We start from the raw sequence: 26,462 nt of genomic DNA on the forward strand, positions 1-26,462 counted from the left end.
ACCCCGTACCAGGAGGACACCATGGACTCGACCACCGATGCCCGCCGGATTACCGTCCCGGTCCCGCGGCCCCTCCCCGACTCCGAGCGCATTCCGTGCCCTGACGCCCAGCCGCCCGACTGGGCCTCCCTCTACCCGCTGGTGCGCTACGCGGCCGACCACCTGCGCGTGCTCGGCAAACGCATCGTCGAGTACTAGTGGCAGACAGCGTGGTGGTCGGTTGATTGTCGAGCTTCGTCAACATGACCGACCTGCTCGACCCTGCCTCCGGAGTCGCCGCGGCGGTCCACCGTATCTCTATCGTCGAGGCGTGAGGCGCATGACGGGGAGCCGGCGACCGTACTGTGCCTGGTAGGCCTGGATGCCGGGACGACCTTCACGAACCGGCGGAACGCCGCCTCGCGGTCTTCGCCCTCCAACTCGGTCACGTGGACCGGGATGGTCGCGATGTCGTCGCCCACGACGGCTTCGATAGTGACGTCGGGGTTCGCGCGCAGGTTCACCACCCCGGCGGGGTCGCGAGGTGCGCCCATTGCAGATCCGACGACGAGCCAGGAATCCCCGTTGCGTAGAGACATGGCCGGAGTGGTCCGTGCGACCCCACTGCACGCACCTCGGTGGTGGGGCTGCCCCCCGGTTCAGTTGACACCTTGCCTGTGAGGCCTCGGCTTCGAGCTCACCGCGTGACCAGTTGTGGTCACGGGGGAGGGCGAACACAGGCCACCACCTGGCCGTACAGGCCCGCGCGGCGTGACCCATTCATGACCCACGCAGGAGAAGACAGGGGTCCTGAAAGGGTTCAAAGGGGCCGTCCGGAGGGTCCTCCAGACCTTCTCCAGGAGGGCTGACAGGCGGGTTGAACTGCAGAAACGCGTGGAGCGGGTGACGGGAATCGAACCCGCATGGCCAGCTTGGAAGGTGTTTTGAGTTCCCACGTGCGGCAGCGGAGCTCGCGTCGACTCGGCATCGCAGCGTCGGGGGACGCCGGACGGCCGTGTCCTGCGCTTGAGGTTCTGACGCGCGGCGTCCTGCATCGGCTGAGCAAGGCGCGGGTGGGTGCCAGACTCGGCCGGTGCGGCCGCGTCGACTCCTGCTGATCCGCCATGCCAGGGCCGCCGGCGGCCCGGTCGACCTGGAGCGGCCACTGACTGCCGAAGGCGTGCAGCAGGCCGCGGCGCTCGGGGCCTGGCTGGAGCAGGCCGGTCTGGTGCCGGACCGGGTGCTGGTGTCCCCGGCCCGCCGCGCGGTACAGACCTGGGAGCAGGTCGGCGCCGCCCTGTCCTCGGCGGTGCAGCCGATCGGTGACGCGCGGATCGGCGAGAACACCGTCGAGGCGCTGCTCGCGGCGGTCCGGGAGACCCCGGAGGACGTGCTGTCGGTGGCCGTCGTCGGGCACAACCCCTCGATCGGTGAGCTGGCGGGCGTCCTCGACGACGGCCGGAGCGATCCGGTGGCGCGACGTGCCCTCGAGTCCGGGTTCCCGGCCGCAGGTGTGGCGGTGTTCGAGTTCGCCGTCCCCTTCGCCGCCGTCGGGCCGGGCGCGGCGACTCTGAGAAACGTCCGGGTGCCCCGCGACTGACGGGTCAGGCCCTCCGTCCGCCCCGGCCCATGCGGCATGAGTGAGCGCCGGGCGGAGGCGATGCGCCGAGGACTCGGCTACCAGCGTGGCGTGCCGCGGTTCCCATGCACTGGGCCGGGACGTCCGGCAGAGCCGCCGGGTCCGCCGTCGGTCCAGCCGGTGTCGTCGAGCGAACCGGTCAACGCCGACCGATCACGTCGCCACGTCCCCCGGCGTGCCGACGCCGGCGCACCGCCTCCCGAGGAGGGGGCGCCCCACCTGTCCGCATCTGCGTACGGGTCCGCCCCCTGGTCTCCCGGTCGGGCAGGGCCGACGCTGATGCAGCAGGCCGTCGCTTCCCAGCGGGGTGCGGCATCGGCGGCCTGCCCGTGTCGTGGCCGGCCCGTGCTGGGCCACGATGACGGCAGCACCGCAGGCCGCACCGGCAGCCCTCGCCCCGGCGTGCGGACGAAACCTCCTGGACGGCGACGCTGGGACACCCGCGACGAACCAGGGCTGGCGAACGTCACCAGGATCGGGCGGACCTACCACCGCCGACGCCGTCAACGCCGACTCGCCCCGGTCGAGTACGAGAGACCGAACCTCGCCGCTGTCGCAGTCTGACCGCCCCACCGGATGAGTCAACTGAAAAGGCGGGCAATCCCCATCTGGTGTGAGTAGCAGCGTCCTTGCGTGACCGCGGCCGACATCGATATGGTCGCCGTCACACGACGCTCTGGCGCCGCCCGGAACTGCGATCGCGGGGGCTTGGAATCGTGACTCTGGCCTGTGCTTCGTGCTCTAAATCCCGAGACGTTCACTCGAGAGGCCCGAACAATGACAGACGTCGAAACCTCAGCCCGCGATGCCGCAGCAAATGATGACAATCCAGCCTATGACGTGATCGTGATCGGCGGTGGCTTCGCTGGAATCCATCAGCTGCGCCACCTTCGGGATAGAGGATTCTCGGTTCTCCTACTCGAAGCTACCGGCGCTTTCGGGGGCGTCTGGAGCCTCAATCGATACCCGGGTGCACGAGTTGACAGCCACGCGACCGTATACCAGTTCACGGACGAGTATCTCTGGAAGGACTGGGACTACTCGCAGATGTTTCCCGGTCACGAAGAGATGCGCCGCTACTTTGAATACGTTGACTCAAAACTGGATCTAAGCAAGGACTGCCGGTTCAACACCAGAGTGGTAGGAGCTGCATTTGATGAGAAGCGACGGGTCTGGACAGTCGAGTCGCAGGATGGGATGACAGCCACGGCGCGGTTCCTGATCTTTGCGACGGGCTCCACCACCGAGCCCTACACGCCGAACATCCCTGGCATGGGAAACTTTCAGGGTGTAATTGCACACACTGCACGGTGGCCCGAGACCCTAGACATGTCCGGAAAGCGCGTCGCAATAATCGGAACGGGCGCCAGTGCCGTCCAAGTGATCCAGGAAGCTGGCCCCGTGGTCCAGCATCTCACGGTGTTCCAGCGCACTCCTAACCTCGCGCTGCCGATGCAGCAACGTAATCTGGACGACGAAGAAAAGGCAGCGCTCAAGCAGACAATGCCCGAGGTGGCCGAGGAGTGCCGAAAGACCTTCGCGGCAATCGATTATGATTTCGACCCTCGCAAAGGCACCGAGACTCCCCCAGAGGAACGGGAAGCGCTTTTCGAGCACCTGTGGAACAAGGGTGGATTCGCCTTCTGGCTTGGAAACTTCTCAGACTATCTTTTCAGGGACGAAACCAACTCAATGGTGTACGAGTTCTGGAAGAAAAAGACCAAGCCGCAGATCGCTGATCCCGTCAAAGCGGAACTATTGGCGCCGGAAATCGCCCCGCACCCGTTCGGAGCCAAGCGACCGGCACTGCATCAGAACTACTACGAAGTGATGAATCAGAACAACGTGGAACTCGTTTCCATCCAAGAGTCACCGATCGTTGGCCTTACTGACGGCGGAATCCGTACAGCCGACGGGGTCGAGTACGGAGACTTTGACATCATCGTGCTAGCGACTGGCTTCGACAACAACACCGGTGCATTGACCTCCATCGATTTACGCAATGCGGACGGCGTCGCCCTGCGCGACAAGTGGAGGCAAGGAGTGGATGCGTACCTCGGGGCTTTTACCAGCGGTTTCCCGAACATCGTTTGTATTTACGGCCCGCAAAGCCCGGCGGCTTTTGCGAACGGCTCCACGAACGCCGAACTCCAAGGCGATGTGGTCGTCGAGTTCCTGGAGTTCCTACGTTCATACAACTACACCCGCTTCGAGTCCACGATTGACGCGGACCGATCCTGGACCGCCCTCATCACGGAAACTGACGACATAGCCTTGTTCAAGAAGGCCAAATCCTGGTATAACGGGAGCAACATCCCGGGCAAGAAACCCCAGCTACTCCAGTACCCCAACGGTCTTCCCGCCTATCTTGGGCACTGGCAAAGGGAGAAGGAGGCCGGCTACAAGTACGGGCTGAGTCTCTCGTAAACCTTCCGCCATATCGTCGCTACGACTTGACGGCGCACGTGACAACGATCACTGCGCATGGGGTGATCGAAAAGTTCCTCGATGTGCCGCAATCGCCATCTGGCCTTGAAATCCTGCCGGAGGGTCAGTCCTCGTGGTCTCGCAGCACGACTCCGTGACAAGGCCGGGATCCAGCCTACCCGCACCCTACCTACTGCGTGGCCGCTGAGCTTGCAGAGTGTGGCAGGTGCCCACCGTGCAGAGCCTCATGATCGCGCCCGTTCTGAGCCTGGGCGAGTTCACGTCACCACCGAGGCTCGGCTGATCTTCAGATATCTGCCGAACGGGCGGTCCTCAACCTGCTCGCGGCCGCAGAATGTGGGTTGAATCGATTTCAAACACTCTCACGAGGATTTCAAACACTCTCACGAGGGAGCGACACCATGGACATGACCGAACTCGAGAAGCGCGTGACACGTCTCGAAGACATCGAGGCGATCAAGCAACTGAAGGTGCGATACGCACACATCTGTGACGACCTGCACAACCCTGAGACGATCAACAGCGTGTTCGCCGAGGACGGCATCTGGGAAAGCCCCGATTTCGGGATGGCCACCGGTCATGCAGAAATCAAGGTGCTGTTCGCCAAGTTCCGGGGGATGTTCTCCTTCTCGCAGCACAACATGATCAACCCGCTCATTGAGGTGAACGGCGACCACGCCACCGGCGTCTGGTACATCTTGGGGCCCTGGAATGCCATGGACGGTGGTTCCAAGTGGTTCTTCCTCCGCTACGACGACGAGTACGTGAAGATCAACGGCGAGTGGAAGTACAAGCACCTTCGGCTCACCACGCGCCTACAGGAGGACCGGTACGTAGCCTCGTAGAGCGTTCCGCCGTAACATTCCCGCGACTCGTGTCTCCTCGAATCCCGGGGGCCAGCCCAGGGTCATTGCAAGTCGCGGGCGGAGGGCTGAGCTGGGCGTTCACGGCGGACACGGACCCTGCGATGGACACATCGTAGTAGTCGAGCGCTCCAGCGCCCGACGCGGGACCGTCGCGAACGGTACATCGGCGAACGGCGACGAACCCCTCGAATGTGACTGGGGACGAGCAGCGCATCAACCGGCGGCCGCGGGATGCTCCTGGCGACGGCCATCCCGGTGAGCCCAGAGCGGTAGTCGATGACCCCTTCATCGCTGCCACGCTCAGTGACGACGGATCCCGACGAGTCGGCCGGGTCTCCTCGCAGGTGGGGACAGCGGTTCTTGACCACCATCTTGGCCGCCTCTCGCATGACTACGGCAACGCGTACAGCAACGCGGGACGAGGGACAGCAACGGTCACCAGCGGAGCGCCTGGTCCATTCGGTCTGCGGCCCCCCGCTGCCGGGCCGGACCGACGTGGTTGTAGATGTCCGCCGTGATCGCGTACGACGAGTGGCCGAGGTGCGCCTGGACGACTTTGGTGTGCGTGCCGGCCGCCAGCAGGAAGCTCGCCACCGAGTGCCGCAGGGTGTGCAGGGTGACGCCGCGGAGGCCGGCTCGCTCCGCGAGGACCTCGAAGCGCCGCAGCACGTTGCGGGGCTCGAGCGGTGTTCCGATCCTGGTGGTGAAGACCAGCCCGTGCACGTGCGAGGCGCCGGCGACCGTGCGCTGTTCCTCCAGTTGCCGGGTCCGGTGCGCTCCGAGCGCCTCGATGGCCGAGCGGGGGGAGTGGCACGGTCCCGCGGGACCTGTCGGTCTCGGGCTCGTCGAGCTGCAGCCCTTGGGACGTCCGGGCGAGGGTCCAGCGGACCCGCAGTATCGCGGCGTCCATGTCGACGTCGGACCAGTGCGGGCCCAGCGCCTTCCCGCGGCGCAGCCCGGTGGCCAGCATCACCCGGAACAGGCTCTCCAGCCGAGGAAACCCGCCCGCGGTCCGCTGCTGATCATCGAGGGCGAGAAAGACCACACGGTTCCCTGGGCGATCGCCAAGGCCGCTTACGAGCGGCAGAGGCGCAACCCGGCCGTGACGGAGATCGTGAAGATGCCGAACCGAGGCCACTCCCTCACCACCGACCACGGCTGGCGCGAGGTCGCCCAGACGGCGCTCGACTTCGTCAGGCGGTCCACGTCGAGCGGTCACGCGACGACGCCATCCGTACCGGAGTCGCGCGATGCCTCGGCGAACTCGGGACTCGTCAGCGGCGAATCCGTGGCTGAGACAGGGCGCGGCTCGGCAGGGTGACTGCCGCATCCTCTCGGCGCAGGGAAGCAGGGAGTCAAGGCCGCGAGAGGAGCGCGCTGATGTCGACGTCGTCCTGAGCGGGGTCGCGCAGCCCAGGTGGGTGACCCTCGTCTCCAGGGACCGCCACCTGCACCTCAGCCGCGTGCCGCCGGGTGCCGCCCCCCGTGTCGATGCCCGAGGCGGAGCGGGGGCCTCGGGGACGGGACGTGCCGGCCTTCCCGGCGGGCACCCGCACCCGACTGTCCCGGGGAGCTCGACGTGGTGCCTCGCCACTCGTCCGCAGCCGCGCGCGCTGCCGCACGAGCCGCCCGTGGCTCGTGCGCGGCGAACTCCGCCTCGGCGTAGAGCCGGAGGAGACCGCGGAGGGCGTAGCGGTCGCCGGGTGCGAGCTGGACGAGGTTCAGGTCGGCGAGTTCGTCGAGCATGTCCTCCGCGCGCCATCGCGGCTCCCCCACCAGCGCAGCGGCGAGACCGGCCGTGAAGGTCGGGTCCTCGATGAGCGCCAACCGCCGGAAGAGTTGCCAGGTGGACGGTCCGAGCTGGTCGACGGACGACCTGATGGCCGCCCGCATCTGCAGGTCCCCGGCGGTCAGCGCGTCCAGGCGGTGCTCCCGCACCGCCAGGCGTTCCACCAGCCCGGCCGCCGTCCACCCGGGTCGGCTGGCCACACGGTTGCCCGCGATGCGCAGCGCCAGGGGGACGTGGTCGCACAGCCGTGCCAACCGGGCCAGGTCCGTGTCCGCGGCCTGCTCGGCCGGGATGATCGCGGCCAGCACCTGCTGGGCGTCCGCGCTCGGCAGCCGGTCCAGCGGGACGCGCCCGGCCTCGTCGAGCCCGGCCAACGACCGTCTGCTGGTGACCAGGACGGCGGTCGGGCCCGTCGTCGGCTGCAGCACCCGGATCTGCGACTCGCCGGCCGCGTCGTCAAGGACCAGCAGGCGTTGGCGATCGGCCAGCAGCTGCCGCACGTATCCCGGGTCCTCACCCGTGCTCCCTCGGCCGAGGAGCGCGCCCAGCACTCGGCCTGCGACGGCTCGCGGCGACGGCGGTTCGTGCGTCACTCCGCCCAAGTCGACGAAGAGCTGGTCCGGGAACGCGCTCCGCAGCCGGGCCGCTGCCCGGACCGCCACGCTGGTCTTGCCGTAGCCCGGGGGACCGGTCACGACCACCAGCGGCGACCGGGCGGCCCGGGAACCGGTCAGCGCCGCCGTGATCGACGCCAGCTCCGCTCCGCGGCCGGTGAAGTCCGCGGTGTCCCGCGGGAGGGGAAGTCGCCAGGACGGCGCGCGCCGGGCGCGGCGACGCCCGTCCCGTGCCGCCTGGACCATTGCCGCACGGTCGGCCTCGGGCAGGTCCAGGGTCCGCGCGATCGCGAGCACGGTCCGGTGTTGGGGGGCCCGTGCGGCTCCCCTCTCGATGTCGCTCAGGGCACGAGCGCTGATCCCCGACGCCTCCGACAGCCCCTCCAAGGTGAGGTCGGCCTCGAGGCGGAGGCGACGGACCACCTGACCGAGGGTTTCGGCGTCCACGGGTCCTCCCGTCAGGGCATGAGCGGGCCGGCGGCCGGCCGGCGTGGGAAGACCGCGGCCCTCTCCGACGCCGGCACCGCCCGGCACACGTCGGCGAGGTCCGCGATCCCGAGCACCCGGTCGCCGCTGCAGACGAGGAGCTGCATGACCCCGTGCGACAGCATGACGCGAGCCGCGTCCCGTGCAGGGAGGTCGGCCTTCACCGTCCGCGGTGGTCCGGTGACGACCTGGTGGACACGGGTGCGCTCCGGATCCCGGCCCTCGCCGACCGCGCGGCTGATGTCGGTGGCGCTGAGGAGGGCGATGGGGTCTCCGGTGCCGCCTGCCGTGACGACGAGCGCGCTGTCTCCTGACCGGTGCAGCAGGTACGCCGCGGCCGCCAGGTGCGCTTCGGCCTCCACCCGGGTGGTCGGCCGCGTCAGCTCGCCGACCGCCGGGCCGGCGGAGATCCTGCCGCTCGATGGGCGTGTCATCGCCGCACGTCCGCGGAACGGCCCAGCCAGTCCTCGAACCGGGTGCCGCCGAGCAGGGCGCCGTCCTCGGGGACGAGCGTGCGCTCTCCCAGCTCCGCGCCGAAGTACCGCGCATGAGGGTCGGCCACCACGGGACGGGGGTCACCGACCGCGCGGAGGGCCTTGTCGACGAACTCGTCGAATCGGTACCGCTGCGGCCCGGCGACCTCGACGTGGTCCTTCGTCGGCGGGCCGACCGCGGTCCGCGCGACGGCAGCCGCCACGTCGTCGGCCGCGATCGGCTGGAAGAGCACCGGGGGCAGGTGGACGGTCCCGTCCACGGTGGCACTGTCGGCGATGCCTGCGGTGAACTCGAAGAACTGTGTCGCGTGGACGATCGACCAGGCGATCGGCGAGGCCTCGATGAGCTCCTCCTGGGCGGCCTTGGCGCGGAAGTACCCGATCTCCGGCGTGCGCCGCGTGCCGACCACGGACAGGGCCACGTGGTGGCCGACGCCGGCGTCGGCCTCGGCGGCCAGGAGGTTGCCGGTCGAGGTGGTGAAGAACGACAGCGCCGCGGCGTCCTCGAAGGAGGGGGAGTTCGACACGTCGACGACCACCGAGGCGCCGACGAGGACGCCGTCGAGTCCCTGACCCGACAGGGTGTCGACGCCCGAGGCCGGGGAGGCGGCGACCGCCTCGTGGCCGTGCTCGGTGAGCTCGGTGACGACCCTGGACCCGATGAGTCCCGTCCCGCCGATGACGACGATCTTCATGGTGTTACCTCCGGAACGCGGTGGCTGCCGTGTTCGGTCGACCCTCGTCCCGGGACCACGGGGACCGCGCCCGTCAGCACCCCCGTGGGGACCCGGGTGCCGGGACCCCCGGGACCCCGGTGTCGCACGGACGGCGGTCCGGCACCTGCTTGCCCGGCTGGTCCGTCGCTGCCAGGCTCGGACCATGGCCATCCGCGGTGGCCGTTCTCCGCTGCTGGGGCGTGGCAGGGAGACCGCTCGTCTGGAGCGCGTGATCGCCGATGTGCGGGCCGGTTCCAGTGCCGTGCTGGTGCTGCGCGGAGCTCCCGGCATCGGCAAGACCGCGCTCCTGGACCACGTCGCGGAGTGGGCCGCGGACTGCCGGGTGGTCCGGGCCTCCGGCGTCCAGTCCGAGATGGAGATCCCCTACGCGGGTCTGCATCAGCTCTGCGCGCCGCTGCTCCGCGCACTGGAGCGGCTGCCGCCCTCTCAGCGGGACGCGCTGCGGGCGGTGTTCGGCCTGCGCGACCTGGCGGTCCCCGATCGGTTCCGGGTCGGGCTGGCCGTCCTGACGTTGCTGTCGGAGGCGGCATCCGATCGGCCGTTGGTGTGCCTCGTCGACGACGCGCAGTGGCTGGACCGTGCCAGCGGCGAGGCCATGGCTTTTGCGGCGCGACGTCTGCACGCCGATCCGGTCGCGATGGTCTTCGCCGTCCGTGAGCCCAGCGAGGAACGCCGGCTCGACGGGTTGCCGGAGCTGACCGTCGAGGGGATCGGGGACGACGACGCCCGGCGGTTGCTGGCCTCCGTCATGCCGGGATGGCTCGATCCGCGGGTGCGGGCCCGGATCATCGCGGAGGCCCGCGGCAACCCGCTCGCTGTGCTGGAGGTCCCCAGGAGCGCCAGCCCGGCCGAACTGGCGGACGGGTTCGCGTCGCCGGCCAGGGGGCACCTCACCAGCCGGATGGAACAGGGCTTCGTCAGCCGGTTCCGGTCGCTGCCCGGCGTGACGCAGCGACTGCTGCTCACGGCGGCCGCCGAGCCGACCGGCGACGCGAGTCTGCTGTGGCGGGCCCTGGCGCGGTTGGGCATCGAGACCGAGGCCGCCGGTCCGGCCGAGGACGACGGGCTGATCGAGATCGGCGCACAGGTGCGGTTCCGTCACCCGCTCGTGCGCTCGGCGATCTACGGGACGGCGTCACTGAAGGAGCGTTCCGTCGTGCACCGCGCCCTGGCCGACGTGACGGATCCGGTACTCGACCCCGACCGGCGTGGCTGGCACCGCGCGTACGCAGCGGCCGGACCCGAGGAGGGCGTCGCCGAGGAGCTGGAGCGCTCAGCTGCCCGGGCGCAGCGCCGCGGCGGGATGGCCGCGGCCGCCGCCTTCCTGGAGCGCGCCACCGAGCTGACGCCTGAACCACGGCGACGGGGGCGGCGGGCGCTGGCCGCGGCCCGCGCTGCGTTCGAGGCGGGTGCCGCGGACCGGGCCACGGAGCTGCTCGCCACGGCCGAGCTGGGCCCGCTCGACGAGCTGGAGCTCGCCGGGACGGAGCGGTTGCGCGCGCAGATCGCCTTCTCCCGTACCCGCGGTGCCGATGCGGTGTTCCCGCTGCTCCGAGCAGCGCGGCGGCTGGAGCGGCTGGACGCCGACCTGGCCCGGGAGACGTATCTGGAGGCCATCACCGCGACGGTGTTCGCCGGCCGTTTCCTGGACCCGGGCCAGAGACGGGCAGTGGCCGAGGCCGCTCGCTCTGCGGTGCCGAGGGGAGGGCCGGCACGTTCACCGGACCTGCTGCTGGATGCTCTGGCGACATGGTTCGCCGAGGGCTTCACCGCGGGGGCACCCGTGATCCGGCGCGCCCTCGACGACTTCTCCCAGGACGACGGGGAGAGCGCCCGGCGCTGGCTGTGGCTGGCCTCCCGAGCTGCACCGGAGGTGTGGGACGACGCGGCGTGGTTCCAGCTGGCCACACGCCAGACGGACCTGGCCCGGCAGTCCGGCTCGCTCGCCCTCCTGGCGGTCGCGGTCAACTCCCTGGCGTACGTGCAGATACACCGGGGGGATCTCGTCACCGCGGCAGCACTGCTCGACGAGGCAGACGTGATCGCGGAGATCACGGACAGCGCGCCCATCGTCCACACCGCACTGGTCCTGGCCGCATGGCGAGGCGACGAGAGCGAAGCGGTCCCGCTGATCGACGCTCTCGGCCACGCCGCGACGAGGAGGGGGGATGGGCGGGCGCTCACCATGGCCGAGTACGCGACGGCGGTGCTCTCGAACGGTCTCGGCCACTACGAGGCGGCGCTGGCCGCGGCGGAGGCGGCATCCGAGCACGATGAACTGATCGTGACGGGGTGGGCGCTGGTCGAGCTGGTCGAGGCCGGAGTCCGCAGCGGCCACCGGGAGCTCGCCGAGGCCGCCTGCAGGCGGCTCGCCGTTCGATCCGGCGCCAGCGACACGGAATGGGCCCGCGGCATCGAGGCACGCTCCCGTGCTGTCCTCAGCGACGGCGACGTGGCCGACGCCCTGTACCGGGAGGGGATCGAGCGGCTGTCGCGCAGCTCCGCCGTCGCGCACCTGGCCAGAGCCCACCTCCTGTACGGGGAGTGGCTGCGGCGTGAGGGACGACGCGTGGATGCCCGTGACCACCTCCGTTCGGCCCACGACTCGTTCATCCGCATGGGAGCGCACGCCTTCGCCGAGCGAGCCGGACGCGAGCTGCTGGCGACCGGCGAGACGGTGCGTGGACGCGCGGAGGGCGGGCGTCCCGAGCTCACCGCCCAGGAGGCACAGGTGGCCCGCCTGGCGCGCGCCGGGCTGACGAACCCGGAGATCGGCGCCCAGCTGTACCTGAGTGCACGCACGGTCGAGTGGCATCTGCGCAAAGTGTTCGTGAAGCTGGGCATCAGCTCCCGCCGGGACCTCCAGCGAGTGTTCCCCGAGTTCCCGCCGCACGGCGTCGGTGCTCGGCCTCGGACCGATCCCGGATCCCGCGCAGCATCCGCCGCATCATCGGGTAGTCCCCGACCTCCATCAGCAGCACCGTGAACAGCACCGACGGGCGGGACCACTCGTAGACGGTCCGCAGGCGGGTGACCAGCCTGGTCCGTCCGCCGGGCAGCGGCCGGAGGCGCCATGCGAACGTGCGGTTCGGCGTCCGCCACAGCAGCCATTCCGGAGCGACGAAGCCGTCGACCCGGAACGCCGTCCGCTCCGAAGGTCTCGGCACCATCGCCAGCCACTGACCGACGTGGATGTCCTGTAGCTCGGGGACGATCACGCGGGCGCTCGGGCGGGCGAAGTTGTCGAGCAGGTCGTCGGCGTAGAAGCCGCCGCGCCTGCAGCCCACCTGGACCAGCCAGGGCCACACATCGTCGGGTGTGGCGGCGATGGTGATGGCGCGGGTGCAGCGGTACTGGGCGCGGGGGAGCAGGTCGTCACCCGGCATCGTCGCCGCGACCTCCTCCTCGGTGGCACCCCAGGTGCGGTGCCAGTGCCGCAGCAGCGGCGCGGCGAGGAAGAGGGGCACGTCCGCGATGACGTCACCGACCTGACGAAGCAGGGCCGCCGCCGTGATCGGGGGTGCCCGGTGACCTGCAGGTGCGGCCGGCGCGATCTGGTCCACCGGCCCGTGACCGGACGTCGTCGTCCTCACGGCTTCCTCCTCCGTCGCGCGATGGGATCGACGTGCCTCCGCCGCGATCGTCGGCCTGCGGTCGGCCGCCGAGAAGGAGGAAGTGCAGTTCTGCGTGGCTTCTTCGTGGTGCCCCGGGGATGGCCCAGCCGACTCTGGACGAGCACCTCCATCCGCCCGACACGAGGAGTCCGGGACCGCCATGTCCACCGAAGAGCCCACCGTCGTCCTCGTCCACGGCGCCTTCGCCGAGTCGGCGAGCTGGAACGGCGTGATCGAGCGGTTGCACGCGCACTCGGTCGAGGTGATCGCCGCCGCCAACCCGTTGCGCAACCTCTCCGGCGATGCCGCCTACCTGCGGGACGTGCTCGCCGGCGTCGGTCGTCCGGTCGTCCTCGTCGGCCACTCCTACGGCGGGATGGTCGTCACCGAGGCCGCGTCCGGCAATGACGCCGTCATGGCGCTGGTCTACGTGGGCGCCTTCTGTCCCGAACCGGGTGAGTCCGCCCTGACCCTGTCCACGATGTTTCCCGGCAGCACCCTGGCCGAGACGCTCGTCGGCACCCCTCTGTCCGACGTCGGCACCGACCTGCGGATCGCACAGGACGCCTTCCCCTCGCAGTTCGCCGCCGACGTCCCGGTCGGCACGGCCGTCGTGATGGCCGCCACGCAGCGTCCCGTCACCGACCGTGCCCTCGGAGAGGGGCTTCCCGCCGCGGTGCCCGCGTGGCGCGAGCGACCGTCGTGGTTCGTGTACGGGGACGCCGACCTGAACATCCCCGCGGCCCTCCAGCGGTTCATGGCCGAACGGGCCGGTGCTCGCGAGGTCCGTGCGATCCCCGGGGGCTCGCACGCGATCTCGGTCTCGCAGCCCGACGAGGTCGCCGCCACGATCCTGGCGGCGCTGGAGGCGGTCACGGCGATCCCGGCGTGACACCCGCGGTGCGGGCAGGGGGACGTGCCGCGGGCACCGCCTCCCCGCACCGGCGCCACGTCGCTCGCCCGGACGGAGAGGGGCGGACTCCCGATGAGGTTCCGAGCCACTGCGACGGCGGCTCCGGCGCGCGATGGACGAACGGCCGAGACCGGACGCGTGGAGGCCTTCAGCGACGGGGTCCTCGCCATCGTCATCACGCTGCTCGTGCTGGAGCTGGATCCGCCGTCGGAACCCGGTGCGATGCTCACCGAGCTGCTCGAGCAGTGGCCCGGCTACCTGGCCTACATGGCCTCGTTCGGGTACATCGCGGTCATCTGGGTCAACCACCATGACCTGTTCACGCGGATCCGGGCCGTCGACACCGGCCTGCTCTGGCGCAACCTCCTGCTCCTGCTGAGCTCGTCGTTCCTGCCCTTTCCCACAGCGGTCCTCAGCACCGCGTTCCAGCACGGGACACGCGCCGACCAGGTCGCCGCCCTCGTCCTCTACTGCGCGTTGGCGGCTGCCATGGGGGCGAGTTGGCTGGCGGTTTTCCAGCACCTGTGTCACCGACCTCGGCTGCTGGCCGCCGGGACGCCGCCCGAGTTCTTCGCCGCCGAACGCGGGCGCTCTCTCGTGGGGATCGCCGCCTACGCGGTCGCCGCAGGCAGCGCCGCCTGGCAGCCACTCCTCGGCCTGGGGATCGCCGCCGCCCTCCCGGTCTTCTACGCCGTGACCAGCCGGGGGTGGAGCAGTCGCCGATCAGCTCCCGGAACGGGCGCGGACGTGCTCGCAGACGACTGAGGAGACCTGTGTCCACGCCGGCTCGATCGCCACGACGACGAGGAACTGCACTCCCGCATGTGTTCCTCGTGGTGGTACAGGGCAGGCGTGCCGACCCTGGACCGCAACCCATCCGCAGACGAGCCCTCCAGGAGGCTCACCGATGGACCTGAGCCGGTTGCTGATCACCCGCCAGCACGTCGTGGACCTGCTGCCGATCATGGGACTGAGCCCGGAGCAGGAAGCGCGATTGCTCGCTCTCCACTATCCGGTCGACTTCACCGAGGCCGCCGCCGCGTTCCAATCCGTCGGTGTTGCCCTGGACACACTCACCGACCGCATGGGTGGGAGCCCCTGAACGATGACAGGCCTGTCGGAACGACGGGCCGCAGACCGGCGACGCCCTGGGCTCAGCACCGGGCGGTGGCCTCCCGTGCGACGGGCGGCGACGCTCTGCGCGGCACGCGAGTAACACCGACGGCCTGCCTCGCCAGTACTTCACCAAGCGCAGGGACTTGGGTGCACGTTCCCTCGCCGACCTACGGCGCTCGGGGAGCGCCCGAACGAGCGACCGCGGAAGCGTCTCGGCTGGCGCAGCCCGGCACAGGTGATGGCGGCCGAACTGGCGTCCTGACCCGGGCATCATTGCGACGACCGCGCGAATCCACAGGCTCACGCCGTGACCCAGTCGTCGTCACGCGGGAGATCGCGTGGGGCGAACGGGTCCCGACCTGGACGTACGGGGCTGCGGGCATGACCCCTTCATGACCACGCAGCGCGAACACGGGTCCTGAAGGGGTTCAAACGGGCTGTTCGAAGGTCCTCCAGAGCGTCTCCAAGAGGCCTGGCAGGCCGGTCGAGCTGCGGAAACGCGTCGAGCGGGTGACGGGAACCGGACCCGCATGGCCAGCTCGGAAGGCCAGCTCGACGTCGCCGTCCGCGACGCCCACGCGAACGCCCTTGATGGCCCGAGGGGCACGGGTGCGGCGCCGCCTTCCCGTTGCTGTGGATCCGGTTCGGATCGATCAGCACGGTGGTGCGCCGTTGCCGGGCCATGACGCGGTCGCTTTCCGCCCACTTCTCGTGCCGGCCGCGGCCGCGGCGAACACCGCGCGCAGCAGCGGGCGGAGCTGGTCGGCATCGGCCAGCCACGGCTGCGGGTCGTCGGGCCCGGCGACCTGTGCGCATCCCTCCACCGTCGCCCACTGCCAGCTGTGCCGGGAGGTCTCCGGCAGGTCGGTGATCCGAGCCTTTCCCGGTGGCCGGGGGAGCAGTACGGTCCGCGCACCGCGACACAGGGAGGCGACATGGCGGACGCGTTGTGGCGCAGGACTGCGGGCGAGCTCGCGGAGTTGATCCGCACCGGCCAGGTCTCCTCCGTGGAGGTCGTGGAGGCGCATCTCGAGCGGATCGAGGCGGTCAACCCCGAGCTCAACGCCGTGGTGCTGGTCCTGGCCGACCAGGCGCTGGAGGCGGCCAAGCTCGCCGATCAGCGGAAGGCCACCGGCGACGGCGAGCTCGGGCCGTTGCACGGGGTGCCGGTGACGATCAAGGAGAACATCGACGTCGCGGGGACTCCCACCACCAACGGCGTGGTCGCGCTGCGGGAGGCGGTGGCGCCGGTGGATGCGCCGCTCGTGGAGCGCCTGCGTGCCGCAGGAGCGGTCGTCATCGGGCGCACGAATCTGCCCGACATGGGCCTGCGGATCTCGACCGACTGCAGCCTGTGGGGTCTGACCCGCAACCCGTGGCACCCGGATCTCACCGCGGGTGGCTCGTCCGGTGGCGAGGCTTCGGCGCTCGCCTCGGGCATGTCCCCGCTCGGCGCCGGCAACGACATCGGCGGGTCGCTGCGCAACCCGGCGCACTGCTGCGGGGTCTCCTCGCTCAAGCCCACGACCGGCCGGGTGCCGCACGCCACCGTGATCCCGCCCGAGGACGGGCCGCTGTCGTTCCAGCTGATGGCCGTCAACGGTCCGATGGCCCGCGACATCGCCGACGTGCGCCTGGGCCTGGGGATCATGAACGGGCCGGACCGGCGTGATCCGGCGTCGGTGCCCGCACCGCTCGCCTTCCCCGACTCCGGTGGCCCGGTGCGGGTGGCGATGCTGCCCGAGCCGCCCGGGGGCAGCACGGACGCCCGCGTGTCCGAGGTCGTCCGGCAGGCCGGCGCGCACCTGGCCGCCGCCGGCTACGAGGTCGCCGAGGTGGCCCCGCCGGACTACGAGACCGCCGTCGAGCTGTGGCACTCGTTCCTCTTCACCGAGCTTCGCGCCCTGCAGCCGGTGCTCTCGCAGGTCATGGGGGAGACCGCGCAACGCTTCCTCACCGCGGTGCTGGACAGCGAGCCGCGCCTGGACCTGGATGCCTACGTCGACACCTTCGTCCGCCGCCGCGGGCTGGCGCGCGCGTGGGGGGATTTCTTCGTGGAGTACCCGGTGATCCTCTCCCCGGTCTGGACCCAGCCGGCCTTCCGGCACGGATGGGACGCCGAGTCCGAGCAGAACGCGGTCGCCACCATCGAGCTGCTCCGGCCGGTCATGCCGGCCAATCTGCTGGGCCTGCCCGCCGCCGCCACTCCCGGCGGTCTGGTCGACGGCATGCCGATCGGCGTGCAGTGCATGGCCGCACCGTTCCGCGATGACCGCGCCCTCGACGCGGCGGAGGTGATCCAAGCTGCAGTCGGCCGCCTCGTGCCCGTCGATCCCTTCGTCAACGGTGGGTGACGGCCAAGTCGTGGAACGGTGGCCGGGTCGGCCTGTTCTGGATCCGGATGCGAGGCGGCGTCCTGCCTCAGGACTCACGACGGCGGGGCGTGGACGGCCGCGAGCAGCAGGTCCCGGCGCGCTGGCCGGTGGTCAGCTGGCGGCCGGCGCTGTGCGTGATCGACCAGGTCAACGCCGCTCTCGGCAGCCGCCCGCGCGACCGCCACGATGAGCAGGCCGACGACCATGACGCCTGCCATGGAACGTGCTGTCCAACGTCCGATCGATGACCTTCGGAGCAGGACGGCCTGATAGAAAATCGATCTGTCGGATGAGAACGCCGCTGAGATGCGGAAGGCGCTCCCTCGGTACATCAACGCAGCGCGAAAGATGTCGGGCAGCGGGCGCCGCAGCGCGCGAGCGTCGAAGGCCGTCCACTCGGGACACGACCCGGCGGCTGTGCGCGCGTGGGCGGCCGGGCAGGGCCTTGAGGTCGACGCCCGCGGACGCACCGAGGCAGATGTCGTGGAGCGGTTCCGGGCGGCCGGCAACCGAGCTCACTGCCTCCGACCGGCGGGTGCCGACGGGTAGGCCGGGGATCACCGCCCCGCGGCCCTCAACGCCGGTCGAACCGGGACCGACGTCGGTCACCGTCGATCCGGGGGCTGTTGGACGTTGCCTCTCCCGTCATCCCACCTCCCAGCGAGTGGAGGGCGGCGCGCGGGACCGCGAGTCCGAGCGTGGAGTGCAAGGCGGACAGCCGGGGGCCCTTCAGCTCCTGTCCCAGTCGAACCAGACCGTGCATCAGCATGTCGTTCACCTTCCTCGTATCAGGCGTTGCCATCCCTGCAGGGCGTCCGTCACCGGTTCGTCGGCGGGTCGCTGGCAGGGAAGGACTGCAATCCCCACTCCTCGACGATGTCGGTGGACGGTCTTGTCGCCTCGCTCGTCCTTGCCCGCCCGCGGATGAATCCGTCGACATCCCTTCTGGTGCGGCTGCGAGCTTCGACTGCGGCTGCCCGGATCTCGATCGTGGCTGCCTGGCGTGATCGGACCTCCGGACTCTCGGAGAGGGTGAGGTGCATTCAGCATTCCTTTCACCGGGGAGTGCCCATTCAGCATGCTCCTGAGTTCCCGCTTCCCCCACGGTGCCGTCCGGTCGATCGGGAGTGGTCACGGTTGCCGACGCTCGGCAACGTGGCCGGACGGTGTCTCGGCAGGGCTCCCTCGGTGGGCATCCCGACCCAACAGCACAGGGAACCGGGGGTGCGCAGTTCCTGCGGTTGGCTGTCCACGGCGACCCCGTGAGCGCTACCGGGACCCGCTCTCACCGGTACTCCTGGCGCCAGCCGGGTTGATCGAGCTCGCGTTGCCGACAGTCGGAGCGAGGCGCCCGAGATGCGGGGTGGTGAACGCTCGGCGAGGATCAGCGGGCGCTGATGGCGGCGCGCGTGCAGTCCCCGGTATCCGGAGCCGTCGGCCGGGAAGCGGCCATTCTGCACCCGCCGTCGCGGCCGTCCGGCATTCCGGTCCTGGGCGGCACCCCGTCGCTCGCCACCGTGGACCGGTAGACGCCGTCCCCGGCATGGCCGCCGGGGAGGTCGCCGGCGGCGGTCGTGCCCTCGACGCCGTCGGCGTCGTGGTCCTCGGCCGACCGGGCGGTGCGGCCGTGTTGCCGGTTGCCGGCAACCTGGGCAGGCGGCAATTGGCCGGTCGCTGCCATGCCCGGGCCCGCCGTGTGCGGGCATGGTGGGGTCAGATCTTCGGAGACGCCGGGACAGTGCACCTGCCGGAGCCCTCGGCCGTCGGCCGCTCCCGGTCCGTGCGCAGGGGTGGAGGGTGCTCGGTGCAGGTGAACGCAGGGCCCCGGCGGAGATCGAGCGTCCGTACTCCCACGAGGCCGCGGAGCCTCGGCCGTTAACCGCCCAGCCGTACGGCGCGTGGTGGCACGACCCTGGTGCCGGCGATGGCAGGCGCGGTCGTCACCGCGGTGGCGCCGGCCGCGGAGACGTCGGTGAGCTGGCTGGGGTGGTGCCACCTGCACCAGCCGGGCGACCGCGTCTCCGAGCTGTCCGGCCCGTACTGGACGACGACGACGAGAGACGACGACGACGAGAAGGGGTGACCCGGATGCGCGCACACACGAGCAGGCCCATCGGTCCGGCCCGTGCAGTCGCGGTCCTCGGGTCCCCCGAGCGCTGTCCGTCGCCGGTCACCGGCGGCGAGCTGCTGGCCCTGGCGATGAGCCTGCGGACGCGTGGCCTGTGCGGGCTGGACGTGCTGCGGCGCAGTCAGGACAGGGCGCCGCCGGCGAGTGTCCGACCCCTTGCGGGTCCTCGGCTCGTCCTCGCGTGGTCCGCCCCGGTGGAGCGCGTCTCTCGTCGCCCCAGGAGAACACCCATGACCCCCGTCAGCACCACTGCCACGACGTCCACGGCTCAGGCCACCGACTGGGCGCCCTTCCGGGCCCTGCTCGAGACCCAGCGCGCCGACTGCGTCCGCCAGCGCGAGCTCGCCCTGGCGGAAACGGTCACGTCGGTGCCCGACCCGGTCGCACTCAGCCGGGCCGCCACCCTGCTGCGCACCATCGAGGAGATCGACGCGGCGCTGGACCGGATCGAGACCGGCTCCTACGGCCGCTGCGCGCACTGCGGATCGGCCATCCCCCTCGAGCGGCTGGAGTTCCGCCCGTTCGCGGCCGGCTGCGTCTCCTGCCAGCAGTCCGCGCGCTGAGCCGGCCGCGGCCGGGCCGCGCATCCCCGGCGGCCCGGCCCCAGGCTTCCACGTCCCGGGGCATCCACCGGTCCGGCCACGGGTCTGACCGCCGCCGGCGCCCCCCTGCGCCTACTCGTCGGCGGCGCGTCCCTTCCCGCCGCCCATGGGCAGGTCCTGTCTCCAAGGAGAGCTGATCCGTGCTTCCCACCCCTGTTCCCCACCCCGGACACCTGCTCTCGGTCACCGCCGTACCCGGGGAGCGTCCCGGCCGCGTGGTCGTCGAGGTCACCGGCGAGGTCGACGGGTACACCGCACCGCTGCTGCAGCTGTGCCTGGACTCCCAGGCCGCCCGACCAAGCCTGCGGGAACTCGTCGTCGACCTCGCGCAGGTCACCTTCCTCGGCGCCGCCGGCGTAACCGTGCTCGTCCAGGCGCACCGGCGGTGCCGGACGCGCGACGCCCGGCTGGTCCTGCGGTGTGCCGGTCGGCGGCGCGTGCTGCGCCCGCTGCAGCTGACCGGACTCGCCGGCCTGGTGGTCATCGACCGGGACGACAGCCGCCCGCTGTCCCGGGAAGGGCGGACGGCGGTCCGCCCGCACCCCACGCCACGGCGGCCCGCGGGAGAGCGTCGGCGGCGGATCTCCCGGTGAGCGGCGTGCGGCCACCGCTGCCGATGCGGGCGCCAGAAGCGGCCTACCGGTTCCGGGAGAGCCTGCCGGCGCTGCCGGCGCCGGTCGTGGTCGCCGGCATCGGCGTGGCCGAGGTCGCCGGTGCGGTCGACCGGGCCGCGGGCGAGCGGGTCGTCCAGGGAACGCTGACGATGAGCAGCAGCACCGCCACGTGGCTGCCCAGCACGGTGGCCGGCGCGACGATCACCACGGCGGGGGTGGTGTTCTCCCCGGCGGCCACCGCCGCCGGCCGGTCGTCCACGCCGCGAGTGTCCCGCCGGCGCGTCGGGCCGAGGCCGGGCAGTACGGGCTGCTCGGCCTCGGCGGCGTGGAACCGCTCGATGTCGTCCCAGATCCGCTGTTCGCGACTGCTGAGCACGGTCCACCCCAGCTGCCCCGACCATGCCCGCCGGGACGCGATCCCGGCCGGGGTCGGCACCGGTCAGCAGGTACATGCTGGCCGTGCCGCCCGTCGGCAACGGGTCGGCCGGACGAGCGTCCGGGCAGGGGAGGGAAGATGATCGACGACCGACCACCCGGGGTCCCTGGGAGGTCCGGCGGGCCGGCAACGGGCGACGAGTGGCTGGCTCCGGTGGCGGCGTCTGCGGCGGCCGCCTGCCAGGCGCCGGTGGAGCTGCTCGGCGGATACCTCCCGATGCTGGCCGACGCCGCCATCAACGGCCGCCGTCCCGATCCGTGGGAGCTCGACGCCGTCCGTGAGCTGGGGCGGCGGGCGGCTGCTCGAGGAGTCGGCGCCCGCGGCGCGGTCGACCTGTACCTGTCCGCGTCCTGGCGCCTGTGGCGGCAGCTGCCGGTGGTCGTGCGCTCAAGCGATCCGGAAAAGGTGCGCCGTGCCGCCGAGGCGGTGCTGCGGGTGCTCGACGACGCCATCGGCGTGCTCGTCGACGGCCATCAGTCCGAGCGGCGGGAGATGGTCCGCCACGAGGAGGCGCTGCGGGCCGAGTTCGTCGACGACCTCCTCCGCGGGGACGCCGACGTCTCGCGGATGGTCGAGCGCGCCGAGCCGTTCGGCATCGACCTCGGCAAGTCGCACCACGTGGTCCTCGCCGCGCTGTGGAGTCCCGACGGTCCCGTGGACCGCGCGGCCATCGCGCTGGAGCGGGTCGTCGTCGACCGGTTCGGCGATCGGGACGTGCTGGTCGCCACGAAGGACGGCCGCGTGGTCGTCGTCGTGCCTGCCTCGACCGCGCCCACCGGAGACCTCGGCCCGGTGATCCATGCCGAGTTCGACCGGATCGACGGCGGCCGGCGCTGGCGGGTGGCGGCCGGGCGCGCCTTCCCCGGCGCCTACGGCGTCGCCCGCTCCTACGAGGAGGCGCGCGAGGCGCTGGTCCTCGCCGATCGGCTCGACCTCGACGCCGACGTGGTCCACGCCCGCGACGTGCTGGTCTACCGGGTGCTGGGCCGGGACCGGGCGGCCATCGTCGACCTGGTGCGCGACGTCCTGGGCCCGCTGCAACACAGCCGCAGCGGCGTCGCGGTCCTCCTGGAAACCCTGCTCGCGTACTTCAACGCCGGGGACGTCGCGACCGAGGCCGCCCGGCGCCTGCGCGTCTCCGTCCGGACCGTGACCTACCGGCTGGCGCGGGTCGCCCAGCTGACCGGGTACAGCGTCTCCCGGCCCGACCAGCGGTTCTCGCTGCACGCGGCCGTGCTCGGGGCCCGACTGCTCGAGTGGCCGGCGCGGCCCCTGCCTGCCGACCCCTGACCGCCAGCCGCGCCCACGGTCGCGCCGTCCCGCTCCCCGGCAGGCGCGGCGCCAGGGGTCCGGCCGCGATCGCACCGGACAGCGTCCGACCCAGCCGCCCGTCCGGGCCGGCACGTCCCCGCGTCCGTTCCCGGCCATGCTGGTCGTGGGGCCATGCAGACCGTGGGGCCATGCAGATCGTGGCGACGCCGTCGCAGCTCACCGGGGCTGTGGTGCCGGTCCGTGGAAGCACGTGTTGCGTCGTCCGCGAGGCACGACTTCCTGACCACCCCGGAGGCCGGTGGCGTCGCTGCGGCGATGCGGCGCGGAGGACGACCGCCCCGTCGTCGGCCGTGGTTGCCGACTCCCGGCAACCACGGACTGCTGAGCCTGACCGGTGCGGCCCTCGTGGACCTGCCTGGTCCCCGTCAGGATGGGACCCGCAGGAGGTGGACGGTGCTCAGTCACGACGAACAGCGAGCCTGGAACGAGATCCGGCGTCGCTACGCGGAGGAAGCCGGGGAGCCCGTTCGTGCGGTCCTCGACCTGACGGTCCGGCGGCCACGCTCTTCCGAGCCGGGAGGCATCCTCGCCGCGGTCGTCGCCGGCAGCGGCATCGCCATTCTGCTGGTCATCTTCGGTGCCCCGCTCGCCGGCCTGGCCATCGCCGTCGCCACCGCACCCCGGTGGCTGCTGTGGCGCTACGGGTCCCTGCTGGACGGCATCGTCAGGCCGCCCACACCCCCATCGGCGACCCGGGACGTCCCCGTCGACGGTGCAGAGCACCCGTAGTCGGAGGACGTCGTGCAGCGCCTCCATCGTCTCCTCCACCGGCGTCTCGTCCGAACCGGTGGATGAGGAGAGGTGGATGTGGTCGGTGACCAGCCGGGTGAGCGAGGCGTCGATCCGCTCCAGGCTCGCCGGCCGCTACAGCCCCTGACCGCCCGGGCCGTCGTGCATCCCCCCGGAGATCTTCGTCGACACGATGAGTCCCTCACGGCGGGCGTACCGCTCGATCGCCCGGCCGACGAACTCTTTCGAACTGCCCAGCCCACCCCCGTCCGGCCCAGACGTGGGTACTCCACGGCACACGCCCTCCCGGGTGCTCGGGACCAGTCTGCCGGTGAGCCCGGCACCAGGTGGTCGGGGCGACCCACCTGCGACCAGCGAGCCCCCGTCAACGTCAGGCAGCAGCCAACGGTGGCCGGCGATCCGGTCACGCCGTGACCTGCTTGGCGATCGTCGACCGACGGTCGTCAACGGCGTCACGATGAATTCGCAGGGTGGCCTGGTGAGCCGGCCGCGGGGCAGACGGGCCGAAGGCCAGCGGCGCGCCAGCGCAGGCAGGATGTCGCCGGGGCAGGGCTGGACGGCCAGAGCGGGCGATGTGCAGGCTCGCACGCGGGGAGGCCCCGGTCCGGGCGGCCGACGACCGGACTCGAGGCGACCGTGCTCAAACCTCGACGGCGGTGCCGCAGATCCCGCAGACCTCGAGCTGCCGGCGTCCCCACCGGGCGATCGGCACGAAGAACACCGTGAACTGCTTGAACTGCCGCACGCGCGCCCACCGCGTGGTGTTGCCGCAGCGCGGGCAGGTGCGGACCTCCCCGGGGCCCAGGTCCTGCTGCTTGGTGCCGAAGCCGAAGAGGAGGAACACGTCGCCAGCCTAGGCAGCGGACCCCGCCGCCGACCGGCGCGCGTGCCCATCTGGCTCCGCCGGGCTCCACCACCCGGGCCCGCTGTTCTGGGGTTCGGCGTGCCGGTAGGAGTCGGGGTGACGGGCATGGCGATCCGGCAGACCACGCCCGTCCCGGAGCGGAAGTGCGTACGTCCGGGGACGCGCCTGCCCCGAGGCGGCGGGGTCCTCGAGCGAGTGGAAGCGGACCCTGCCACTCGCCCGTCAGCTCGGCCGGCGCTCGTCAGGGCGGACGCCCCAGGACCCGCTGTGCACGTCTGGGGTTCGAGGGGTCGCAGGTTCGGATCCCGTCAGCCCGACAGCGGGGAAACCGCACGCCGGCAACGTGGCGTTCGTCGGCATTCTGACGCCTCACCTGCCCTGTTCGATCGCGCGGCGAGATCCTCGGAGGCTCCCTCCCAGCGGCCTTCGGGTCGATACCCGCGAGACGGGTGGCCCGTCCGCCACCGACGGCGGGGGCGTCTCACTCCCCGTGGGGTCCACTACGCTCCAGCGGAGACCTCACGGTGAACTCCGGCACCAGGGACGGCCGTGTGACCAGCGAACTGGGGCTCCCGGACACCAATGGCATCCTCCGGCAGCCGTGGGTGGAGCCCGAGCGGACCAGCACGGGCGCAGCCGACCGTGGTCCGCGGAGCGCCGTCGTGATCGGTCCGTTCACCTACACCGCGCTGCCGATGCGGGTGGTGTTCGGTCCCGGGTCGCTGGCCGACCTGCCCGACGAGGTGGCCGCGCTGGGGCTGACCCGGGTGCTCGTGCTGTGCTCCCCGGAGCAGCAGGACACCGGCGAGCAGGTCGCCACCGCCCTGGGGGAGAAGGCCGCCGGGGTGCTGGCCGAGGCGGACATCCCGCGGATCGCCGCCCTCGCCGTCGCCAACCCCTACGCCAACCCCCGACCGGTGACGAAGGAAGGCGTCACCGCACTGCTCGAGGCGGCCTGGTCCGGCCAGCCGCCCCGTACCTGACACCGAGGCCCCGGCTGCCGGGACACGGCCGGGGCGTGGTCACTGCCTACGACCTGACCCAAGGAGAACGAGACATGAGCGTCGGACGCCTGGGAGCGAGGCTCCTCATCGGCGGGCTGTTCATCGGCCACGGCACGCAGAAGCTGTTCGGCTGGTTCGGCGGGCCGGGACGGGCCGGGACCGAGGGCATGATGGAGTCGCTCGAGATGCGGCCCGCGAAGGTGCACGCCCTGCTGGCCGGGGCCACCGAGACCGCCGGCGGCACGCTGCTGGCCGCCGGGCTGGCCACTCCGCTCGCCGCATCCGCGATCACCGGCGTGATGACCACTGCCATCCGCAAGGTGCACCTGCCCAACGGCCCGTGGGCGGCCAACGGCGGGTGGGAGTACAACGCCGTCCTCATCGGCGCCGTGACGGCGCTGGCCGAGACCGGCCCCGGCGACCTCTCCCTGGACCATGCGCTGGGCATCGAGCGGACGGGGCCGGCCTGGGCGCTCGCCGCGCTGGCCACCGGGGTGGCCACGTCGTTCCTCACCGTGGCGGTCGCTCGCCGCGGCCGCCCCGGCGTCACCTCAGCTCCCGGCCGGACCGCCGTGCCGGCCCCGGGCGACACCGCCGGGGATCCCACCACAGCGGGCGCCTGATCGCGGGGCCTCCCTCACGCCCGCGACCAGCACCACCGCGAACGCCCGCGTGCTCGCGGTGGTGCTGCGCTGCTCCACGTTGATCTGTCCGACGAGCGGAGGGGAGGGGCTGTGGTCCGCTGGTGCCCCCCTGGAGATCAGCGACCTGCTGCCGCCACGGCATCGGGCGAGTGCCTGGACCCGCCCCGCGGCATGCTGCCGGAGTGATCGGAGAGGACGAGCTCGTTGATCTCGCCCACCGGTTGCCCGCCGTCGGCGGGGTCGTCGGCGTAGTTCTCGGTGGCAGCCGGGCCCGTGGCACCCATACTGCGGTTTCCGACGTGGACCTGGGCATCTACTACCGGCCACCGCTGGACGTCACCGGCCTCGGCGCTGTCGCGCGCGAGATCGCCGGAGCGGACGCTGTGGTGACCGACCCGGGTGCCTGGGGGCCATGGGTCGACGGTGGCGCCTGGCTGCGCATCGGCGACACGGCGGTCGACTGGATCTACCGGGACGTCGACCGCGTCCGCGTCTGCTGGCAGGAGGCGCAGGCGGGACGCTTCGCCCTCCATGCCCAGGTGGGACATCCGCTGGGCTGGCCGGATTTCGCCTATGCCGGTGAGATCGCGCTGGGCCGTGTCCTGGCCGACCCCTCCGGTGAACTCGGAGAGCTGCACGAGGCTGCCGGTCACTATCCGCCGGCGCTCCGGGAGACGGTGGTGACCAGGACTCTCTGGGAGGCGTCGTTCACCGTCGACATCGCCCGCAAGGTGCTGCCCCGACAGGACACCGCCTACGTCGCCGGGTGCCTGTTCCGTGCCATCGGGCTGTGCTGCCACGCGCTGCACAGCAGGGCGGGACAGTGGCTGATCAACGAGAAGGGTGCCGTCGCTGCGTCGGGCCTGCTCGGCGACGCACCGCCGGCCTTCGCCGATCGAGCCCACGCCATCCTCGGCGACCTGGGTACGACCAGCGAACGCTTGGCCCGGGCGCTCGACCACGCCGCCGGCCTCATCGCCGAGATCAGGCGCCGGATGTGAGCACCGAACCGGGGAG

At 71.5% G+C, this 26,462-nt stretch carries 27 protein-coding genes and 2 pseudogenes; 21 read left to right on the forward strand and 8 right to left on the reverse strand.

Annotated features, from left to right (window positions below):
• Nucleotides 1-21 precede the first annotated feature (21 nt).
• The gene (locus tag ACWIX3_RS15830; protein WP_448608299.1) at nt 22-198 is read left to right on the forward strand and encodes a hypothetical protein; all 177 of its coding nucleotides are present in this window, start codon (nt 22-24) and stop codon (nt 196-198) included.
• Here the strand turns inward: ACWIX3_RS15830 and ACWIX3_RS15835 are convergent.
• Nucleotides 195-605: pseudogene (locus ACWIX3_RS15835) on the reverse strand (nitroreductase/quinone reductase family protein); the annotation flags it as partial. The gene ACWIX3_RS15830 and the pseudogene ACWIX3_RS15835 overlap by 4 nt on opposite strands.
• 467 nt (nt 606-1,072) lie before the next feature.
• Here ACWIX3_RS15835 and ACWIX3_RS15840 point away from each other — a divergent pair.
• From ACWIX3_RS15840 to ACWIX3_RS15855, 4 genes and pseudogenes are all read left to right on the forward strand, one after another.
• Nucleotides 1,073-1,579 carry a SixA phosphatase family protein gene (locus ACWIX3_RS15840; RefSeq protein ID WP_448608300.1) on the forward strand — a complete coding sequence of 169 codons (507 nt, stop codon included), beginning with the start codon at nt 1,073-1,075 and terminating at the stop codon, nt 1,577-1,579.
• Nucleotides 1,580-2,041: 462 nt separating this feature from the next.
• Nucleotides 2,042-2,182, forward strand: a pseudogene (locus ACWIX3_RS15845) (IS3 family transposase); the annotation flags it as partial.
• A 213-nt stretch (nt 2,183-2,395) separates the two neighbouring features.
• A complete protein-coding gene (locus ACWIX3_RS15850; RefSeq protein ID WP_448608301.1) occupies nt 2,396-4,045 on the forward strand; it encodes a flavin-containing monooxygenase in 1,650 nt (549 codons plus the stop codon).
• Nucleotides 4,046-4,467: 422 nt separating this feature from the next.
• Nucleotides 4,468-4,911: a nuclear transport factor 2 family protein gene (locus ACWIX3_RS15855; protein ID WP_448608302.1), complete on the forward strand. Its 444-nt coding sequence runs from the start codon at nt 4,468-4,470 to the stop codon at nt 4,909-4,911.
• 456 nt (nt 4,912-5,367) lie between these two features.
• Here the strand turns inward: ACWIX3_RS15855 and ACWIX3_RS15860 are convergent, their stop codons facing one another.
• Nucleotides 5,368-5,724: a tyrosine-type recombinase/integrase gene (locus ACWIX3_RS15860; protein WP_448612477.1), complete on the reverse strand. Its 357-nt coding sequence runs from the start codon at nt 5,722-5,724 to the stop codon at nt 5,368-5,370.
• Between the two features lie 133 nt (nt 5,725-5,857).
• Here ACWIX3_RS15860 and ACWIX3_RS15865 point away from each other — a divergent pair, with 133 nt between their 5' ends.
• Nucleotides 5,858-6,253 (forward strand): hypothetical protein, encoded by a 396-nt coding sequence (locus ACWIX3_RS15865; protein ID WP_448608303.1) that lies wholly within the window; start codon nt 5,858-5,860, stop codon nt 6,251-6,253.
• A gap of 134 nt (nt 6,254-6,387) precedes the next feature.
• Here ACWIX3_RS15865 and ACWIX3_RS15870 read toward each other — a convergent pair whose 3' ends face one another.
• Genes ACWIX3_RS15870 through ACWIX3_RS15880 form a run of 3 tightly spaced genes read right to left on the reverse strand, consistent with a single transcriptional unit; the run spans nt 6,388 to nt 9,010 of the window.
• Nucleotides 6,388-7,782, reverse strand: coding sequence for a helix-turn-helix domain-containing protein (locus ACWIX3_RS15870; protein WP_448608304.1), 1,395 nt, complete (start codon nt 7,780-7,782; stop codon nt 6,388-6,390).
• Between the two features lie 11 nt (nt 7,783-7,793).
• The gene (locus ACWIX3_RS15875) at nt 7,794-8,255 is read right to left on the reverse strand and encodes a CBS domain-containing protein (protein ID WP_448608305.1); all 462 of its coding nucleotides are present in this window, start codon (nt 8,253-8,255) and stop codon (nt 7,794-7,796) included.
• Nucleotides 8,252-9,010 (reverse strand): SDR family oxidoreductase, encoded by a 759-nt coding sequence (locus ACWIX3_RS15880; RefSeq protein WP_448608306.1) that lies wholly within the window; start codon nt 9,008-9,010, stop codon nt 8,252-8,254. Before ACWIX3_RS15880 ends, ACWIX3_RS15875 begins: the two co-directional genes overlap by 4 nt.
• Before the next feature lie 184 nt (nt 9,011-9,194).
• Here ACWIX3_RS15880 and ACWIX3_RS15885 point away from each other — a divergent pair, with 184 nt between their 5' ends.
• The 7 genes from ACWIX3_RS15885 (at nt 9,195) to ACWIX3_RS15915 (ending at nt 17,619) form a co-directional block, all read left to right on the forward strand.
• A complete protein-coding gene (locus tag ACWIX3_RS15885; protein ID WP_448608307.1) occupies nt 9,195-12,038 on the forward strand; it encodes an ATP-binding protein in 2,844 nt (947 codons plus the stop codon).
• A 788-nt stretch (nt 12,039-12,826) separates the two neighbouring features.
• Complete coding sequence (locus tag ACWIX3_RS15890; RefSeq protein WP_448608308.1) at nt 12,827-13,558, forward strand: alpha/beta fold hydrolase; 732 nt, start codon at nt 12,827-12,829, stop codon at nt 13,556-13,558.
• A gap of 159 nt (nt 13,559-13,717) precedes the next feature.
• Nucleotides 13,718-14,344: a TMEM175 family protein gene (locus ACWIX3_RS15895; RefSeq protein WP_448608309.1), complete on the forward strand. Its 627-nt coding sequence runs from the start codon at nt 13,718-13,720 to the stop codon at nt 14,342-14,344.
• A 142-nt stretch (nt 14,345-14,486) separates the two neighbouring features.
• A complete protein-coding gene (locus ACWIX3_RS15900; protein WP_448608310.1) occupies nt 14,487-14,681 on the forward strand; it encodes a hypothetical protein in 195 nt (64 codons plus the stop codon).
• A gap of 949 nt (nt 14,682-15,630) precedes the next feature.
• Nucleotides 15,631-17,049: an amidase gene (locus ACWIX3_RS15905; RefSeq protein WP_448608311.1), complete on the forward strand. Its 1,419-nt coding sequence runs from the start codon at nt 15,631-15,633 to the stop codon at nt 17,047-17,049.
• 89 nt (nt 17,050-17,138) lie between these two features.
• Nucleotides 17,139-17,318: a hypothetical protein gene (locus ACWIX3_RS15910; RefSeq protein WP_448608312.1), complete on the forward strand. Its 180-nt coding sequence runs from the start codon at nt 17,139-17,141 to the stop codon at nt 17,316-17,318.
• Nucleotides 17,319-17,352: 34 nt separating this feature from the next.
• Nucleotides 17,353-17,619, forward strand: a complete 267-nt coding sequence (locus ACWIX3_RS15915; protein WP_448612478.1) for an Lsr2 family DNA-binding protein — start codon at nt 17,353-17,355, stop codon at nt 17,617-17,619.
• A gap of 835 nt (nt 17,620-18,454) precedes the next feature.
• Here the strand turns inward: ACWIX3_RS15915 and ACWIX3_RS15920 are convergent.
• Complete coding sequence (locus ACWIX3_RS15920; protein WP_448608313.1) at nt 18,455-18,751, reverse strand: hypothetical protein; 297 nt, start codon at nt 18,749-18,751, stop codon at nt 18,455-18,457.
• Between the two features lie 243 nt (nt 18,752-18,994).
• Here ACWIX3_RS15920 and ACWIX3_RS15925 point away from each other — a divergent pair, with 243 nt between their 5' ends.
• From ACWIX3_RS15925 to ACWIX3_RS15935, 3 genes are all read left to right on the forward strand, one after another.
• On the forward strand, nt 18,995-19,153 hold the full coding sequence (locus tag ACWIX3_RS15925) for a hypothetical protein (protein ID WP_448608314.1): 159 nt from the start codon (nt 18,995-18,997) through the stop codon (nt 19,151-19,153).
• 275 nt (nt 19,154-19,428) lie between these two features.
• Nucleotides 19,429-19,761, forward strand: a complete 333-nt coding sequence (locus ACWIX3_RS15930; RefSeq protein WP_448608315.1) for a TraR/DksA family transcriptional regulator — start codon at nt 19,429-19,431, stop codon at nt 19,759-19,761.
• A 179-nt stretch (nt 19,762-19,940) separates the two neighbouring features.
• Nucleotides 19,941-20,393: an STAS domain-containing protein gene (locus ACWIX3_RS15935; protein ID WP_448608316.1), complete on the forward strand. Its 453-nt coding sequence runs from the start codon at nt 19,941-19,943 to the stop codon at nt 20,391-20,393.
• Nucleotides 20,394-20,436: 43 nt separating this feature from the next.
• On the opposite strand, the gene ACWIX3_RS15940 is transcribed toward ACWIX3_RS15935, so the two are convergent.
• Entirely contained in the window at nt 20,437-20,790 is a 354-nt protein-coding gene (locus ACWIX3_RS15940) for a hypothetical protein (protein ID WP_448608317.1), read from the reverse strand.
• A 213-nt stretch (nt 20,791-21,003) separates the two neighbouring features.
• On the opposite strand from ACWIX3_RS15940, the gene ACWIX3_RS15945 reads away from it, so the two are divergent.
• The gene (locus ACWIX3_RS15945) at nt 21,004-22,140 is read left to right on the forward strand and encodes a PucR family transcriptional regulator (protein ID WP_448608318.1); all 1,137 of its coding nucleotides are present in this window, start codon (nt 21,004-21,006) and stop codon (nt 22,138-22,140) included.
• 435 nt (nt 22,141-22,575) lie between these two features.
• A complete protein-coding gene (locus ACWIX3_RS15950; protein ID WP_448608319.1) occupies nt 22,576-22,911 on the forward strand; it encodes a hypothetical protein in 336 nt (111 codons plus the stop codon).
• 661 nt (nt 22,912-23,572) lie between these two features.
• Here the strand turns inward: ACWIX3_RS15950 and ACWIX3_RS15955 are convergent.
• Nucleotides 23,573-23,776, reverse strand: coding sequence for a zinc-ribbon domain-containing protein (locus ACWIX3_RS15955; protein ID WP_448608320.1), 204 nt, complete (start codon nt 23,774-23,776; stop codon nt 23,573-23,575).
• 683 nt (nt 23,777-24,459) lie between these two features.
• On the opposite strand from ACWIX3_RS15955, the gene ACWIX3_RS15960 reads away from it, so the two are divergent.
• The 3 genes from ACWIX3_RS15960 to ACWIX3_RS15970 all read left to right on the forward strand — a co-directional run bounded on the left by ACWIX3_RS15960 (nt 24,460) and on the right by ACWIX3_RS15970 (nt 26,446).
• Nucleotides 24,460-24,780: a hypothetical protein gene (locus tag ACWIX3_RS15960; protein WP_448608321.1), complete on the forward strand. Its 321-nt coding sequence runs from the start codon at nt 24,460-24,462 to the stop codon at nt 24,778-24,780.
• Between the two features lie 74 nt (nt 24,781-24,854).
• Nucleotides 24,855-25,424 (forward strand): DoxX family protein, encoded by a 570-nt coding sequence (locus ACWIX3_RS15965; protein WP_448608322.1) that lies wholly within the window; start codon nt 24,855-24,857, stop codon nt 25,422-25,424.
• A 203-nt stretch (nt 25,425-25,627) separates the two neighbouring features.
• Nucleotides 25,628-26,446, forward strand: a complete 819-nt coding sequence (locus ACWIX3_RS15970; protein WP_448608323.1) for a nucleotidyltransferase domain-containing protein — start codon at nt 25,628-25,630, stop codon at nt 26,444-26,446.
• The last annotated feature ends 16 nt before the right edge of the window (nt 26,447-26,462 follow it).

Source organism: Geodermatophilus sp. URMC 60 (genome assembly GCF_053502585.1).

Bases quoted from the DNA above. Each gene is read 5' to 3' on its own strand.
- ACWIX3_RS15880 (WP_448608306.1), bottom strand. From the start codon at position 9,010: ATGAAGATCGTCGTCATCGGCGGGACGGGACTCATCGGGTCCAGGGTC.
- ACWIX3_RS15965 (WP_448608322.1), top strand. From the start codon at position 24,855: ATGAGCGTCGGACGCCTGGGAGCGAGGCTCCTCATCGGCGGGCTGTTC.
- ACWIX3_RS15925 (WP_448608314.1), top strand. From the start codon at position 18,995: ATGGCAGGCGCGGTCGTCACCGCGGTGGCGCCGGCCGCGGAGACGTCG.
- ACWIX3_RS15900 (WP_448608310.1), top strand. From the start codon at position 14,487: ATGGACCTGAGCCGGTTGCTGATCACCCGCCAGCACGTCGTGGACCTG.
- ACWIX3_RS15875 (WP_448608305.1), bottom strand. From the start codon at position 8,255: ATGACACGCCCATCGAGCGGCAGGATCTCCGCCGGCCCGGCGGTCGGC.
- ACWIX3_RS15830 (WP_448608299.1), top strand. From the start codon at position 22: ATGGACTCGACCACCGATGCCCGCCGGATTACCGTCCCGGTCCCGCGG.
- ACWIX3_RS15885 (WP_448608307.1), top strand. From the start codon at position 9,195: ATGGCCATCCGCGGTGGCCGTTCTCCGCTGCTGGGGCGTGGCAGGGAG.
- ACWIX3_RS15890 (WP_448608308.1), top strand. From the start codon at position 12,827: ATGTCCACCGAAGAGCCCACCGTCGTCCTCGTCCACGGCGCCTTCGCC.
- ACWIX3_RS15920 (WP_448608313.1), bottom strand. From the start codon at position 18,751: ATGGCAGCGACCGGCCAATTGCCGCCTGCCCAGGTTGCCGGCAACCGG.
- ACWIX3_RS15850 (WP_448608301.1), top strand. From the start codon at position 2,396: ATGACAGACGTCGAAACCTCAGCCCGCGATGCCGCAGCAAATGATGAC.
- ACWIX3_RS15855 (WP_448608302.1), top strand. From the start codon at position 4,468: ATGGACATGACCGAACTCGAGAAGCGCGTGACACGTCTCGAAGACATC.
- ACWIX3_RS15905 (WP_448608311.1), top strand. From the start codon at position 15,631: ATGGCGGACGCGTTGTGGCGCAGGACTGCGGGCGAGCTCGCGGAGTTG.
- ACWIX3_RS15930 (WP_448608315.1), top strand. From the start codon at position 19,429: ATGACCCCCGTCAGCACCACTGCCACGACGTCCACGGCTCAGGCCACC.